We start from the raw sequence: 13,489 nt of genomic DNA, 5'->3' as shown, positions 1-13,489 counted from the left end.
TCGGGACCGGCGCGCGCGTCAGCGCACCGGGAAATGCCGTTGGAGGAAAGCGAGTACGGGAGCGTTGAAGGCCGCCGGCCGCTCCATGCAGGCCAGGTGGCCGACATCGCGCAGGCAGTGGTATTCGGCGCCGGGGATGCGCTGCGCCATGCGCTGCATCACTTCCGGCGAGGCGTTGGTGTCGTGCTGGCCGGCCAGCGCGAGCACCGGCACGGCGATGCGCGCAAGCGCGTCGCGCTGGTTGAAGCGCACCAGCGCACCCAGCGCGGCGCGGTAGGCGGGCGCGGGCACGGCAGCCATTACCGCGGTGGCGAAGGCCACGGCGGGCGCATCAGCATCCGGCGCGACCATGGTGCGCACCAGCCCTGCCGCCATCTCGGCCATGCTCTTGCCGGCATCCAGCGGCGCGGTGCGCGCGGCGACGAACTCGCGCTGCCACGGCCCGTCGCCCTTGCCGAACGCGGGCGAGGTGCCCGACAGCACCATGCCGTCGACCAAGGCCGGCGTGGCGGCATACGCCTGCTGCGCCACCATGCCGCCCATGCTGTGGCCGAGCAGCACCACGCGCCGGCCGGCATCGCGCTCGGCCTGTAACAGCGGCGCCAAAGCGCGGGCCAGGCCGTCGAAATCGTAAGGATCGATCATGGCGCTGTCGCCATAGCCGGGCATGTCCCACGCCAGCGCGCGGTAGCCCGCCTGCGCCAGCGCTTCGCCCTGCGCCGGCCACGCGGCCTTGCCGCCGCCGATGCCGTGCAGCATCACCACCACCACCGGGCCGTCGCCCCAATCAAGCGTGGCGATGCCATTGGGGTGCTTATGGAGGGTGGGCACGCTCATGCCGGCACCTCCACCAGCTGGCCTGCCTCGACTTCATTGCGGCCGTCGAGCGAGACCGTGCAGTTGCGCAGGGGCAAATCGAAATGGCCCAGCGTATGGCGGCCCGCCACCTCGTTGGCGCCCGTGGAGAACAGGAAGTTGCCGCCGAATGCGCGCAGCTCGGTGCCGTTGCAGTCGCGCTTGTCGTAGAAGGTCAGCGCATCCCAGCGCGCCGCCCGGTTCAGGCCCCAGCCGACGTGCGAGACCGCGTAGGCGTCGCGCGTGCCCTCGCGGTCGGCCCAGGCCTGGTAATAGCCGCGCATCATGTCGGCGTCGACGCCCTGCCCTTCCACGGCGACGATGTAGTCATCCTCGATATGGCAGACCACGGTGTCGCGCAGGTAAGTCTTGAAGGTCAGGTTGACGTCGCCCGGTGCCAGCACCAGCGTGCCGTTGACCTGGCGGCTGGCCGGGAACGCCAGGCACAGGCCGCCCGGCCAGTGCGAGACCTGCCCCGGCTTGTTGCAGAAGCCCCAGACGCCACCCACGCGGGCGTCGGCCAGGCCGATACGCAGCTCGGTGCCGGCCGCGGAATGCACGCGCATTTCCTTCGCGCCGCGCAGACGCTTCATCGCGGCGCGCACGGTGCCTTCCAGCGCGGGGTCGGGCTGGCAGCGCTCCAGGATCTCCGGGTGTTCGTTGCTGACCATCAGCATGCGCGGCATGACGCCGTCGGCGCCGCGCAGGATCAGCGGCAGTTCGGGGGCGTGCAGCAGGCCTTCGACGGTGCAATCGAGCACCAGGTGGCAGCGGGACAGCGCGGCGACGACCGGCGCGAGGTTTTGCAGGGCATCGCTGGCGCCGGTCGAACGTACCGGGGCGGGCGCACTGAGTGCCGGTGTCGGCACCTGGATCCGCACCGGCGTGGCACCCAGCGAGTGCACCGCCAATTCGGCCAAGGCCACGTTGACAGGGCGGGATTGCGACTCCGTTACAATTCCAACGACTTCCGCGCCTTGCAGGGCACAGAGTTCCAGAGTGCGCCGGAACGCCGCCAGCCAGCGGTGTTCGATCTGCTCGATGAGCATGTCTTGTCTCCTGCTTGTTATCCTGGCGGCATGCGCCGCGCTGTTTTTTGCGCCTCGACCGACACCCGCCGCAGGCGGCGTATCAGCGGACTTGGTTGAAGTCCCTGGCGCGAATAATATATATGAAATTTCATGAACTCCAGTGGAGCCCCCATGGGCATGCCTGAGGCCCAGCCACGGATCGCCAGCGTCGCCGCCGCACCGGACTTCGATACGCAGCATTTCCGCCGCACGCTGTCACAGTTCGCGACCGGCGTGACGGTCATCACCACGCGTGCCAGCGCTGAATCGGTCGCGGCCGGCGCGCCGCCGTTCATTGGCATCACCGCCAGTTCGTTCAACTCGGTGTCGCTGGATCCGCCACTGGTGCTGTGGAGCATGGCCACGCGCGCCAACAGCCTGCCGATGTTCCGCGACGGCACCCACTACATCATCAATGTGCTGTCGGCATCGCAACTGGACCTGTGCCAGCGCTTCGCCACGCTGAAGGGCGACCGCTTCGCGGGCGTCGACTACCGACTGTCGGCCACCGGCCTGCCGATCCTGGCCAATGCGCTGGCGTGGTTCGAATGCCATAACCGCAGCCGCTACGACGAGGGCGACCATGTGATCTTCGTCGGCGAAGTAGAGCGCTGCGGCGTGCTCGAAGGCCCGGACGGACCGCTGGTGTTCCAGGGCGGGCAGTTTTCCACCACCACCCCGATCGAGCCCTGAGCGAGCGCGGCTCCATCATGGCGGACCAGCCTTTTGTCGACGGCTACCTGGCCTACCTGCTGGCCCGCGCCAGCCACCTGATTTCCGGCGAATTCCACCGCGAGGTCGAAGCCCGCGGCCTGTCCGTGCCGGAATGGCGCGTGCTGGCGACGCTGGCCGACCGCGCCGACTGCACCATCGGCGCGCTGGCCGAAATCACGCTGACCAAGCAGCCCACGCTGACCAAGCTGGTCGACCGCATGGCCGCCGAGGGGCTGGTCAGGCGCACCGCCGGCACCGCCGACCGCCGCCATGCGCTGATCTCGATCACGCCGCGCGGGCTGGCGCTGGCCGGGCCGCTGCTGGAGCGCGCCGCGCAGCATGAACGCGCGGTGCTGAACGATTTCGGCCCCGACCAGGGGGCGCAGCTCAAGGAAACGCTGCGGCAGCTGATCGCGCTGCACACGCGGCGTTAGGCCTCCTCCCCGCCCGCCTTCAGGATCGCCAGCGGCGAGCTGTCGGTCTTGATCCGCTGCAGCACGATGTTCGAGCGGATATCCATCACGCCCTTGGTGCGGTACAGCCGGTTCACGATGAAGTCCGAGTAGTGCTTCAGGTTGCGCGCCTGCACACGCAGGATGTAATTGCTGTCGCCGGTGATGATGTAGGCCGACAGCACTTCGGGCCAGGACTGCACCGCGGCGATAAAGGTGTCGTGCCAGCCCTCCACGTCATGGCGCATCGACACCTGCACGATGGCCTCCAGCTCCAGCCCGAGTTGCTCGGCAACGAACCAGGCGCGGTAGCCGCCGATCACCCCTGACTCTTCCAAGAGCCGCACGCGGCGCAGGCATGCCGAAGGCGACAGCGCCACCCGGTCGGCAAGATCCTGGTTGCTGATGCGGCCGTTCTCCTGCAGGCACGCGAGGATGCGCAGATCGATAGGATCGAGGGTCATTCGAATTTCCTGCGATGAATTGTGTGATATTAGAATTTTATGCGAAAGATGACGTACCGGACCGCTCATTTCGCAAGCCTCTTCCCGGGGAATTTGTCTAATATGCCGACATCGAGGCAGACAATAAACGGCACCGCCGCCCCATTCCATGATCGCCCCCAGACAAGACCCGCGCCAGCTGTGGGACATCAGCCCGCCGCTGTCACCGGCCACCCCGGTGTGGCCTGGCGACACCCCATTCCAGCAAGCGCCCGCTTGGCAGATGGACGAACACTGCCCGGTGAATGTCGGCCGCATCACGCTGTCGCCACATACCGGAGCCCACGCCGACGCGCCGCTGCACTACGCCGCCGATGGCGCACCGATCGGTGACGTGCCGCTGGCGCCCTACCTCGGCACCTGCCGGGTGATCCACTGCATCGGCGCGGCGCCGGTGGTGGAGCCGCGCCATGTCGAACACGCGCTGCAGGACCTGCCGCCGCGCGTGCTGCTGCGCACCTACCGGCAGGCGCCGCTGGCGCACTGGGATCCCGCTTTCTGCGCCGTTGCCGCCGAGACCATCGCGCTGCTCGCATCGCATGGCGTGCAGCTGGTCGGGATCGATACCCCGTCTCTCGATCCGCAGGAATCCAAGACCATGGACGCGCACCGCGCCGTGCGCCGGCATGGCCTGGCGATCCTGGAAGGCATCGTGCTGGACGACGTTGCCGAAGGCGACTACGAACTGATCGCGCTGCCACTGCGCTTTGCCGGGCTCGATGCCAGCCCGGTGCGCGCCGTGCTGCGCAGCCTGGACTGAACGCCTCAGAATTTCACGCCTACCCACTATCAAGACATGACGACCATTGACCGCGAGCACTGTCTACAGCTCGACCAGCAAGACCCGCTGCGCCCCCTGCGCGAGCAGTTCGCCCTGCCCGAGGGCGTGATCTACCTCGATGGCAATTCGCTCGGCGCCCGCCCGCGCGCCGCCGCCGCGCGCGCTGCCCAGGTAGTGGCCGAGGAATGGGGCGATGGCCTGATCCGCAGCTGGAACACCGCCGGCTGGTTCGAACTGCCGCAGCGGCTGGGCAACAAGCTCGCCCCGCTGGTCGGCGCCGGCGAGAATGAAGTGGTGGTGACCGACACCACCTCGATCAACCTGTTCAAGGTGCTCGCCGCCGCGCTGCGCGTGCAGCAGACGCGCGATCCGGCGCGCAAGGTGATCGTCTCCGAATCCAGCAACTTCCCGACCGACCTCTATATCGCCCAGGGCCTGGCCGACCTGCTGCAGCAGGGCTACTCGCTGCGACTGGTCGACTCGCCGGCCGAGATCGACGCCGCCGTCGGCGCCGATACCGCGGTACTGATGCTGACGCACGTCAACTACAAGAGCGGCGAGATGCTCGACATGGCCGCGCTCACCGAACTGGCCCATGCCCGAGGCGCGCTGACCGTCTGGGACCTGTGCCACTCCGCCGGCGCCGTGCCGGTCAACCTGAAGGCATCCGGCGCCGACTACGCCATCGGCTGCACCTACAAGTACCTGAACGGCGGCCCGGGCTCGCCCGCGTTCGTGTGGGTCGCGCCGGCGCTGCGCGATGCGTTCTGGCAGCCGCTGTCGGGCTGGTGGGGCCATGCCGCGCCGTTCGCGATGGAACCGCAGTACCGCCCGGTGGAAGGCGTGCGCCGCTTCCTGTGCGGCACGCAGCCGGTCACGTCGCTGGCGATGGTCGAATGCGGGCTGGACATCTATGCCCAGACCAGCATGCAAGTGCTGCGCGCCAAGTCGCTGCTTCTGACCGACCTCTTTATCGAACTGGTGGAAGCACGCTGCGGCCAGCATCCGCTTACGCTGGTCACGCCGCGCGAGCACGCGCGCCGCGGCAGCCAGGTGAGCTGGGAGCATCCGGAAGGCTATGCCGTGGTGCAGGCCCTGATCGAGCGCGGCGTCATCGGCGACTACCGCGAGCCGCGCATTGCGCGCTTCGGCTTCACGCCGCTGTACACCAGCTTTACCGAAGTCTGGGATGCGGTGGAAATCCTGCGTGATGTGCTGGACAGCGGCACGTATCGCGATGCGCGCTTCCAGGTGCGCGGCCAGGTGACCTGATCGGGAGTTCCATCATGAGTGAAATCAAGGGATGCCCGTTCTCGGGCGCGGCGAGCGTATCGCAAACGGCATCGCAGGGCGATGACTGGCATGGCGCGCAGATGGATTTCGCCAAGGACATGAGCTATGGCGATTATCTGGGCCTGGACCAGATCCTGAGCGCGCAGCACCCGCTGTCGCCGGACCATAACGAGATGCTGTTTATCGTGCAGCACCAGACCACCGAGCTGTGGATGAAGCTGATGCTGCATGAGCTGCGCGCGGCGCGGGAATCGGTCAAGACCGACAGCTTGCCGCCGGCATTCAAGATGCTGACGCGCGTATCGCGGATCATGGACCAGCTGGTGCAGGCGTGGAACGTGCTGGCGACGATGACGCCGCCAGAGTATTCGGCGATGCGGCCTTATCTGGGGATGTCGTCTGGCTTCCAGTCGTACCAGTATCGGGAAATCGAATTCATCCTCGGCAACAAGAATGCGGCCATGTTGAAGCCGCATGCGCATCGGGCCGAGCATCTGGCGCTGGTGGAGACCGCGTTGAAGACGCCTTCTCTTTATGACGAAGCGATCCGGCTGATGGCGCGGCGTGGGTTTGCCATCGATTCGCAATGCGTCGAGCGCGACTGGACCCAGCCTACCGCCTACAACGCTTCGGTTGAGGCGGCTTGGCTTGAGGTCTATCGCAATCCTTCTGCGCATTGGGAGCTGTATGAACTTGGCGAGAAGTTCGTCGACCTGGAGGATTCGTTCCGGCAATGGCGATTCCGGCATGTGACTACGGTTGAACGCGTAATCGGGTTCAAGCGTGGCACTGGCGGCACCGAAGGTGTCAGCTATTTGCGGAAGATGCTGGACGTGGTGTTGTTTCCGGAGCTTTGGAAGCTGAGGACGGATCTTTAAGCCCTGGTGCCCCGCATTCCGGGATTTGCGGCGGCCTGCGGCCGGGCATCCACCAAATGCCCGGCCGCAAGGCAAAGACACCAACGGGAAACCCCTAAACCCCGTCCGACAACCTCCCGGCCAACGCCACCATTGCCGGCGCAAGCGTCCGGTGAAAAACCTCTTCCTCCACCGCCCCATAAGAAGCACTGCAACTCAACATATGCAGATCCTTCTCCCCGACGGGCCGAAACGCCACCGCGCAAGCATGAATCGCCGGATGCCAATCCCGGAATGACGACGCATAGCCCCGCTGCTGCGCTTCGGCCAGCGCCACCCGCATTGCCCCTTCCTGCTGCTTCCACTGTTCCGGAAACGCCTGGCTGAACTCGGCCAGCACCCGGTCCCGCCGCGGCGCAGGGAGCGCAGCCAGATACGCCCGTCCCATCGAACTGGACACCAGCGACAGCCGCGAGCCCACCCCCAGGCCCAGCATCACGCCCGCGTCATTGCGGATCGATTCGAGGTAAATCACCTCCATCCGCTCACGCTTGCCAAGCGATACCGACACGCCATACGACTGCGCAAACGCCAGCATATGCGGCCGCGCCAGCGTCACCACGTCGGACGCCGACAGGTACGCATATCCCAGCGCCAGCACGCCGGCATCGAGCGCGTACTTGCCAAGGCTGTCGTCATAGCGCAGGTAACCCAGCTGCACCAGCGTGCCGGCCAGCCGGCTGACAGTGGCTTTGGGAAACCCGGTGCGGCGCACGAACTCCTGGTTGCCAAGCATCGCTTCGCCGGTACGAAAACAGCGCAGCAGCTCCAGCCCGCGCGCCAGCGCCGTGACGAAATTGGGATCGCTCTCACGTACCGGTGTGTCCGGCGCCGGTGCGTCGTTCGAAAGTGACGGACTGTTCAAGATGTGCTCCTCTCAGGTCGGCGGTTGTCCGCTCATCGCACAAGGCATCGGTGACTCGGGGTTTTGCCTGTTGCACGGAAGATCCATTGCGATATACTAATTCAACGGAACACAGTTCCGCAATGCGGAACCGCAAAATCCTCCGCAAGATTACCGAACCCGATACTCCGGAAGCACCCGCGCAAGTCGCCCCGCTTCCACCGCGCCACCGAAGGAGACCTGCATGGCTGCCAACGCCGAATTCCACTGGGCCGATCCCCTGCTGCTCGACCAGCAACTGACCGCCGACGAACGCGCCGTGCGTGACGCCTCCGCGGCGTACTGCCAGGACAAGCTGATGCCGCGCGTGCTGCAGTCGTTCCGCAACGAGAAGACCGACGTCGAGATCTTCCGCGAGATGGGCGAACTGGGGCTGCTCGGCCCCACCATCCCCGAGCAATACGGCGGCCCCGGCCTGAACTACGTCAGCTACGGGCTGATCGCCCGTGAAGTCGAGCGCGTCGATTCGGGCTACCGCTCGATGATGAGCGTGCAGTCGTCGCTGGTGATGGTGCCGATCTATGAATTCGGCACCGAAGCGCAGAAGCAGAAGTACCTGCCCAAGCTGGCCACCGGCGAATGGATCGGCTGCTTCGGCCTGACCGAGCCGAACCACGGCTCCGACCCGGGCTCAATGGTCACGCGCGCCAAAAAGGTCGACGGCGGCTACGAGCTGACCGGCGCCAAGATGTGGATCACCAACTCGCCGATCGCCGACGTGTTCGTGGTCTGGGCCAAGCTGGCGGGCGAAGACGGCAAGGAAGACATCCGCGGCTTTATCCTGGAAAAGGGCTGGAAGGGCCTGAGCGCTCCGGCTATCCACGGCAAGGTCGGCCTGCGTACGTCGATCACCGGCGAAATCGTCCTCGATCAGGTCTTCGTGCCGGAAGAGAACATCATGCCGGACGTGAAGGGTCTGAAGGGCCCGTTCACCTGCCTGAACTCGGCCCGCTACGGCATCGCCTGGGGCGCGCTGGGCGCCGCCGAGTTCTGCTGGCACACCGCGCGCCAGTACACGCTGGACCGCAAGCAGTTCGGCCGCCCGCTGGCCCAGACGCAGCTGGTGCAGAAGAAGCTGGCCGACATGCAGACCGAGATCACGCTGGGCCTGCAAGGCTGCCTGCGCCTGGGCCGCATGAAGGACGAAGGCACCGCCGCGGTCGAAATCACCTCGATCATGAAGCGCAACTCGTGCGGCAAGTCGCTGGACATCGCCCGCGTGGCGCGCGACATGCTGGGCGGCAACGGCATCTCGGATGAATTCGGCGTGATCCGCCACGTGGTGAACCTGGAAGTGGTCAACACTTACGAAGGCACGCACGACATCCACGCGCTGATCCTGGGCCGCGCCCAGACCGGCCTCCAGGCATTCTTCTGAAGCATCCGGAACCAGGCCCTTACGGACAGGATCTCCTGAGATGAAAAAAGCCCGGCTGCAAAGCCGGGCCAAGCACACTACCAAGGAGACGACGAGGCTGCCCCCGTCGATAAAACACCTGTTCTGGACGCCGGCCCCGCATATTGCGGGGCCGCTTTCATTTGATCGTCATGCCTTGTCGGGCTGCGGCGTCAGCCGCAGGTACGGCCGCACGGCCGTGTAGCCCTTCGGGAATTTCTCGCGGATCACGGCCTCGTCCTTCAGCGAGGGCACGATCACCACGTCGTCGCCGTCCTGCCAGTTGCCGGGCGTGGCCACGCTATGGTTGTCGGTCAGCTGCAGCGAGTCGATAACGCGCAGGATCTCGTTGAAGTTGCGCCCCGTGCTTGCCGGGTAGGTGATGATCAGGCGCACCTTCTTCTTCGGATCGATGATGAACAGCGAGCGCACCGTCAGGGTCTCGCTGGCGTTCGGGTGGATCATGTCGTACAGCTGCGAGACCTTGCGGTCGCCGTCGGCCAGGATCGGGAAATTGACCGTGGTCGACTGGGTCTCGTTGATGTCGCGGATCCAGCCGTGGTGCGATTCCACGCCATCGACCGACAGCGCGATCGCCTTGACGCGGCGGCGCGCGAACTCTTCCTTCAGCTTTGCCGTCAGGCCCAGTTCGGTGGTGCACACCGGCGTGTAGTCGGCCGGGTGCGAAAATAGCACGCCCCAGCCGTCGCCGAGCCACTCATGGAAGCGGATGCGGCCTTCGCTCGAATCCTGCTCGAAGTCCGGGGCGATATCGCCGAGACGCAATGCCATGTTCAGATCTCCTGATTTCGATGTGGAACCAGCGTATCCCGATTGATATCCAACCCAAACGAATATAAAGTCACGACAAAATCACTCGTAGTCATATAGACATTTTCTGACAGCCTTTTCACGCGCTTTCGGGCATGCTGGCAATGGCCTCGCCGATACCGGCGTTGACGCACGTGGCCTTGAAACCACCGTCGCCCGCCACATATGCTAAGTATCAGACAGACAATGCCGTTAGCCTCGGAGCGTAGAAAATGTCAGAATCCGCACAAACCGAACCAACCGCCCGCAAACAGGAGAAACTGATGAGCGATGTCAAGACCGTACTGTCCGACGCCGAGGAGCTGCTGAAGCAAGCCGCTTCGACCACCGGCGAAAAAGCCGCCGAACTGCGCGAGCGCGGCATGGGTCTGCTCAAGCAAGCCAAAGAAAAGGCCCAGGACCTGCAGGATGCCGTCGTGACCAAGAGCAAGGCGGCAGCTCGCGCCACCGACGACTACGTGCACGACCACCCGTGGCGCGCCGTGGGCGTGGCGGCCGGCGTGGGCCTGCTGGTCGGTCTGCTGCTGAACCGCAAGTAAGCGGCTGTAGTCCCGGTGCGGCTCCAGGTGCCGCACCAGAGCGGCAACCTGCGCGAGGCACGGGTTGCCAGAGGCCCGGGGGCCCGCACAGCGGCGCCCGGCCCCGTCCGCAGAAAGGCGCGCACGGCCAGGCCGGCGTGCCGCTTTCACGCCGGAGCCGCCGAGCGAATCCATGAGCGAACCCACCCCCTCTCCCAAATTGCTGGAATCCGTGCGCAACCTCCTCAACTCGGTGGTTGCCATGGTCCAGACCCGCCTGGAACTTGCCAGCGTCGAATTCGCCGAGGAACGCACGCGCCTGATGAAGGTCGCCCTGCTGGCCTGCTTCGGGCTGGTGTTCTTCGGCATCGCGCTGGTCACCTTTACCGCGCTCGTCGCCATCCTGTTCTGGAACAGCTACGGCTGGCAGGCGCTGGGCGTGCTGGTGATCGTCTACCTGCTGCTGTGCGCCGGCTGCCTGGCGTACGCGCGCAACCTGGTGCGTAACGCCCCGCCGATGTTCGAGGCCACGCTCGCCGAAATCGACAAAGACCGGGAGATCCTGCGCCGATGACCACCCTGGAACCCGAAGAAGGCGCGAACGAGCGCAACCGCCGCGAGCACACACGGCCCGTCCGCTTCACGCAGGAAGTCCGTTTGCCGCTGGAGGTGCGCAAGGAACTGCTGCTCACGCGCGCGGCGCTGGAACGCCACGACTGCCTGCAGGCGCTGCACCAGGTACGCGGCGGCGCGCGCCGGCTGGGAAACTTTGCCAGCTGGCTGCCGCGCATCGCGCGGCCCGGCTCGCTGATGAAAGTGGCGGGCATCACCAAGGACTACCCGCTGCTGAGCACCGCCGTCACGCTGGCGCTGCCGCTGCTCCGGCGCACGCCGGTGCTGCGCTGGACCTGGAAGCTGTCCAAGGTCGGCCTGGCGGCCGGCGCGGCGTACTGGGTCTACAACACCTGGCGTGACGCCAAGCGGCAGGCGATTCCGCCTGCCACCGCGCCGGACACCACGGCTTCCCCCTCGCCGGGCGCGGCTGCGGCCGACACCGGCTTCCGCGACCCGCTCGTTCCCTGAGGCTCGCGCTTGCGCCTCAGCCCGTCCGCGCCGTCGCGGATGGCACCGATCTGCGCGATCCGGCGCAGCACGGGCGCCACGCAATCGTCGTCGCAGCCAGGCCGGTCGGCCAGCCGGCGCAGTGCCAGCGCCTGCTCGTGCAACGCGGCGATCTCTTCGTCGCCGGCGGCCCACACGCGGATCGCGGCATCGACCTCGTGGATATGGCGGAAATTGCGGTAAAGCCGGACCATCCGCGGGATGTCTTCCGGGTGGTTGCCGCCTGCAAGCAGCCCTTCGCGCACGCGTTCCAGGCCCGGCTCGTCGCGGTCGAGCTCCAGCCGGGCGCGATGATCGCCCAGCGGAATCGCAATGGCGGCCAGATAAGCGGTGAAATCTGCGGGATTGCGGTCTTCGCCGTAGCGCAGCAGATGCAGCACCGCATTCTTCTGGCCCTTGGACCACTGGCTCTCGCCGGCGACGAAGGCGCGCGCGGCCGAGAACAGGTCAAGGCTGGCGATGCTGAACAACGCCAGCGCGACCACAACCGGAACGAACGGCCAGATGATGCGCAGCACGTGGCCACTGGCTGGTAACGATTCACCCGCTTGCCGCATATGGAATCCTGCCGGGTGGTGGCCCGGCTCAATTCATCTGGGTCTCCCGCCGCGCCTGCCATGGCAGGTCCGCTGCTCATTCTCATGTGGATAAGACAACAAGTCTCTAACTCGATCTGGTTAAACCAATGATTTCGCGGGCTTTTGCGCTGGAATCTGCACGCCGGCGGCTGCGGCGGCATCGCGTGTGGTTTGCGCAACGCGAGGAGACGGAGACCCGGATCCCTTGGAGGATGCGTTTTGCAACCTGAAAACGACGAAGGCCTGCGCATTGCGCAGGCCTTCGTGTACTTCGAATGCTGGTGGGTCGTGCGTGACTCGAACACGCGACCAACGGATTAAAAGTCCGCTGCTCTACCGACTGAGCTAACGACCCGAAAAAACAGAACCGCGATTATAGTGACACAGCTTCCCGACTGTCAAGCGTTCGCCATTCACACCATGCGCTCCAACCGCCACATTTGGTAGCGGAACGCCAGCACTGCACCCAGAAGGATGCCGGCCAGCGCGATAAAGGACCCGATTGCCAGCGTCGACACGCCTGACAGCCCCTGCCCCACCGTGCAGCCCAGCGCGGTCACGCCGCCCGCTCCCATCAGGATACCGCCGACCATATGGTTGGCCACGTCCTCGGCATTGCCGAAGCCTTCCCAGCGGAACGTGCGCGTGGCCAGCGCATAGACCGCCGCGCCGGCAATTACGCCGAACACGCTGACGATGCCGATGGTCAGCACCTTGCTCTTGTCGCTGAACATCATCAGCCAGTCGAGCGTATAGGCGTACGGCGCGACGAAGCTCAGGCTTTCCATGCGGCCCGAGTTGGTCGACATGAACAGTTCTTCGAGCGTGTTCGGATCCTCGGCGACGTAGCCCAGGTGGCCGGATACGTACCACATCGCCACGATGATCAGTCCGACGCCGATACCGCCGAGCAGGTTGTCGAACGAGCGGAAGCCGCGGCCCGCCAGCGCCCACACCACCAGCACGCCGCCGAGCAGCAGCCCGAGGCCGAGCTGCAGCACGCCGCGCCCCATGCCCGTGCCCTGCGCCAGCACCGACGGCAGGTCCTGCGTGGTTGGCAGCGTGACCGCCACCGCGTCGACGGTATTGACGCGTACCACGCCGAACAGGCCACGCAGCGTCATGTAGGCAGACAGCCCCAGGAACACGAACACCACCAGCGACTTCAGGTTGCCCGCGCCGATGCGCACCAGCGTCTTGCTGCCGCATCCCGATGCCAGCACCATGCCGAAGCCAAACATCAGCCCGCCGGCCAGCGCCGAAAGCCATCCCAGCTTGCTGGCGGCGTAGATGGTCTTGGTCGGATCGACTGCGCCGCTCCAGGCCAGCACGCCGGTGCCGATCATGGCCACGCCGATGGCCAGGCCCCACATGCGCGCGCGGGTCCAGTCGCCCATGTTGACCACGTCGGAGACTGCGCCCATGGTGCAGAAGTGCGTGCGCTGCAGGACAGCGCCGAACAGGAAGGTCAGGACGAACGTGCTCAGCAGCACAGTGCGCGAGAGCGCGGCAAGGTCGATTTCAGGCATGTCGTTGGGAGGGGGACGGCTTCTGG

General features: G+C 65.9%; 15 protein-coding genes and 1 tRNA gene. 9 read left to right on the top strand and 7 right to left on the bottom strand.

Annotated elements, in window-relative coordinates; genetic code table 11:
• Positions 1–18: 18 nt before the first annotated feature.
• Together J8I34_RS04930 and J8I34_RS04925 are read right to left on the bottom strand one after the other, a co-directional pair.
• Positions 19–837, bottom strand: a complete 819-nt coding sequence (locus J8I34_RS04930; protein ID WP_209805482.1) for an alpha/beta fold hydrolase — start codon at positions 835–837, stop codon at positions 19–21.
• Positions 834–1,904: a 2,5-dihydroxypyridine 5,6-dioxygenase NicX family protein gene (locus tag J8I34_RS04925; protein WP_209805481.1), complete on the bottom strand. Its 1,071-nt coding sequence runs from the start codon at positions 1,902–1,904 to the stop codon at positions 834–836. Before J8I34_RS04925 ends, J8I34_RS04930 begins: the two co-directional genes overlap by 4 nt.
• A 153-nt stretch (positions 1,905–2,057) precedes the next feature.
• On the opposite strand from J8I34_RS04925, the gene J8I34_RS04920 reads away from it, so the two are divergent.
• Together J8I34_RS04920 and J8I34_RS04915 are read left to right on the top strand one after the other, a co-directional pair.
• Positions 2,058–2,618, top strand: coding sequence for a flavin reductase family protein (locus J8I34_RS04920; protein ID WP_209805480.1), 561 nt, complete (start codon positions 2,058–2,060; stop codon positions 2,616–2,618).
• A 17-nt stretch (positions 2,619–2,635) separates the two neighbouring features.
• Positions 2,636–3,073, top strand: a complete 438-nt coding sequence (locus J8I34_RS04915; protein WP_209805479.1) for a MarR family winged helix-turn-helix transcriptional regulator — start codon at positions 2,636–2,638, stop codon at positions 3,071–3,073.
• Here the strand turns inward: J8I34_RS04915 and J8I34_RS04910 are convergent.
• Complete coding sequence (locus J8I34_RS04910; protein ID WP_209805478.1) at positions 3,070–3,555, bottom strand: Lrp/AsnC family transcriptional regulator; 486 nt, start codon at positions 3,553–3,555, stop codon at positions 3,070–3,072. The genes J8I34_RS04915 and J8I34_RS04910 overlap by 4 nt on opposite strands.
• Positions 3,556–3,703: 148 nt before the next feature.
• On the opposite strand from J8I34_RS04910, the gene kynB reads away from it, so the two are divergent.
• From kynB to kynA, 3 genes are read left to right on the top strand one after another with little or no spacing between them, the layout of a single operon-like run.
• Positions 3,704–4,354 (top strand): arylformamidase, encoded by a 651-nt coding sequence (gene kynB, locus J8I34_RS04905; RefSeq protein ID WP_209805477.1) that lies wholly within the window; start codon positions 3,704–3,706, stop codon positions 4,352–4,354.
• A gap of 36 nt (positions 4,355–4,390) precedes the next feature.
• Positions 4,391–5,647 (top strand): kynureninase, encoded by a 1,257-nt coding sequence (gene kynU / locus J8I34_RS04900; RefSeq protein WP_209805476.1) that lies wholly within the window; start codon positions 4,391–4,393, stop codon positions 5,645–5,647.
• A 14-nt stretch (positions 5,648–5,661) separates the two neighbouring features.
• On the top strand, positions 5,662–6,546 hold the full coding sequence (kynA, locus tag J8I34_RS04895) for a tryptophan 2,3-dioxygenase (protein ID WP_209805475.1): 885 nt from the start codon (positions 5,662–5,664) through the stop codon (positions 6,544–6,546).
• A 94-nt stretch (positions 6,547–6,640) separates the two neighbouring features.
• Here the strand turns inward: kynA and J8I34_RS04890 are convergent, their stop codons facing one another.
• The gene (locus J8I34_RS04890; protein ID WP_209805474.1) at positions 6,641–7,450 is read right to left on the bottom strand and encodes an IclR family transcriptional regulator; all 810 of its coding nucleotides are present in this window, start codon (positions 7,448–7,450) and stop codon (positions 6,641–6,643) included.
• Positions 7,451–7,673: 223 nt separating this feature from the next.
• Between J8I34_RS04890 and J8I34_RS04885 the strand changes: the two genes are divergently transcribed.
• The gene (locus J8I34_RS04885) at positions 7,674–8,867 is read left to right on the top strand and encodes an acyl-CoA dehydrogenase (protein WP_209805473.1); all 1,194 of its coding nucleotides are present in this window, start codon (positions 7,674–7,676) and stop codon (positions 8,865–8,867) included.
• A 168-nt stretch (positions 8,868–9,035) separates the two neighbouring features.
• On the opposite strand, the gene J8I34_RS04880 is transcribed toward J8I34_RS04885, so the two are convergent.
• The gene (locus J8I34_RS04880) at positions 9,036–9,677 is read right to left on the bottom strand and encodes a peroxiredoxin (RefSeq protein WP_209805472.1); all 642 of its coding nucleotides are present in this window, start codon (positions 9,675–9,677) and stop codon (positions 9,036–9,038) included.
• A gap of 251 nt (positions 9,678–9,928) precedes the next feature.
• Between J8I34_RS04880 and J8I34_RS04875 the strand changes: the two genes are divergently transcribed.
• From J8I34_RS04875 to J8I34_RS04865, 3 genes are all read left to right on the top strand, one after another.
• Complete coding sequence (locus J8I34_RS04875; protein ID WP_022536174.1) at positions 9,929–10,255, top strand: ElaB/YgaM/YqjD family protein; 327 nt, start codon at positions 9,929–9,931, stop codon at positions 10,253–10,255.
• Positions 10,256–10,427: 172 nt separating this feature from the next.
• On the top strand, positions 10,428–10,808 hold the full coding sequence (locus tag J8I34_RS04870; RefSeq protein ID WP_209805471.1) for a phage holin family protein: 381 nt from the start codon (positions 10,428–10,430) through the stop codon (positions 10,806–10,808).
• On the top strand, positions 10,805–11,317 hold the full coding sequence (locus tag J8I34_RS04865; protein ID WP_029045470.1) for a DUF3318 domain-containing protein: 513 nt from the start codon (positions 10,805–10,807) through the stop codon (positions 11,315–11,317). Before J8I34_RS04870 ends, J8I34_RS04865 begins: the two co-directional genes overlap by 4 nt.
• Before the next feature lie 896 nt (positions 11,318–12,213).
• Here the strand turns inward: J8I34_RS04865 and J8I34_RS04855 are convergent.
• Both J8I34_RS04855 and J8I34_RS04850 read right to left on the bottom strand, forming a co-directional pair.
• A tRNA-Lys gene (locus J8I34_RS04855) sits at positions 12,214–12,289 on the bottom strand.
• Positions 12,290–12,347: 58 nt separating this feature from the next.
• Entirely contained in the window at positions 12,348–13,463 is a 1,116-nt protein-coding gene (locus tag J8I34_RS04850) for a YeeE/YedE family protein (RefSeq protein WP_209774047.1), read from the bottom strand.
• Positions 13,464–13,489 lie beyond the last annotated feature (26 nt).

It is taken from the genome of Cupriavidus phytohabitans, assembly GCF_017815025.1.
GTDB lineage: Bacteria > Pseudomonadota > Gammaproteobacteria > Burkholderiales > Burkholderiaceae > Cupriavidus.
This window is presented reverse-complemented; position numbering and strand designations above follow the sequence as displayed.

What these genes read in the sequence shown, in the direction of transcription:
- J8I34_RS04930 (WP_209805482.1), bottom strand. Translation starts at nt 837, where the DNA reads ATGAGCGTGCCCACCCTCCATAAGCACCCCAATGGCATCGCCACGCTT.
- J8I34_RS04925 (WP_209805481.1), bottom strand. Translation starts at nt 1,904, where the DNA reads ATGCTCATCGAGCAGATCGAACACCGCTGGCTGGCGGCGTTCCGGCGC.
- J8I34_RS04920 (WP_209805480.1), top strand. Translation starts at nt 2,058, where the DNA reads ATGGGCATGCCTGAGGCCCAGCCACGGATCGCCAGCGTCGCCGCCGCA.
- J8I34_RS04915 (WP_209805479.1), top strand. Translation starts at nt 2,636, where the DNA reads ATGGCGGACCAGCCTTTTGTCGACGGCTACCTGGCCTACCTGCTGGCC.
- J8I34_RS04910 (WP_209805478.1), bottom strand. Translation starts at nt 3,555, where the DNA reads ATGACCCTCGATCCTATCGATCTGCGCATCCTCGCGTGCCTGCAGGAG.
- kynB (WP_209805477.1), top strand. Translation starts at nt 3,704, where the DNA reads ATGATCGCCCCCAGACAAGACCCGCGCCAGCTGTGGGACATCAGCCCG.
- kynU (WP_209805476.1), top strand. Translation starts at nt 4,391, where the DNA reads ATGACGACCATTGACCGCGAGCACTGTCTACAGCTCGACCAGCAAGAC.
- kynA (WP_209805475.1), top strand. Translation starts at nt 5,662, where the DNA reads ATGAGTGAAATCAAGGGATGCCCGTTCTCGGGCGCGGCGAGCGTATCG.
- J8I34_RS04885 (WP_209805473.1), top strand. Translation starts at nt 7,674, where the DNA reads ATGGCTGCCAACGCCGAATTCCACTGGGCCGATCCCCTGCTGCTCGAC.
- J8I34_RS04880 (WP_209805472.1), bottom strand. Translation starts at nt 9,677, where the DNA reads ATGGCATTGCGTCTCGGCGATATCGCCCCGGACTTCGAGCAGGATTCG.
- J8I34_RS04875 (WP_022536174.1), top strand. Translation starts at nt 9,929, where the DNA reads ATGTCAGAATCCGCACAAACCGAACCAACCGCCCGCAAACAGGAGAAA.
- J8I34_RS04870 (WP_209805471.1), top strand. Translation starts at nt 10,428, where the DNA reads ATGAGCGAACCCACCCCCTCTCCCAAATTGCTGGAATCCGTGCGCAAC.
- J8I34_RS04865 (WP_029045470.1), top strand. Translation starts at nt 10,805, where the DNA reads ATGACCACCCTGGAACCCGAAGAAGGCGCGAACGAGCGCAACCGCCGC.
- J8I34_RS04850 (WP_209774047.1), bottom strand. Translation starts at nt 13,463, where the DNA reads ATGCCTGAAATCGACCTTGCCGCGCTCTCGCGCACTGTGCTGCTGAGC.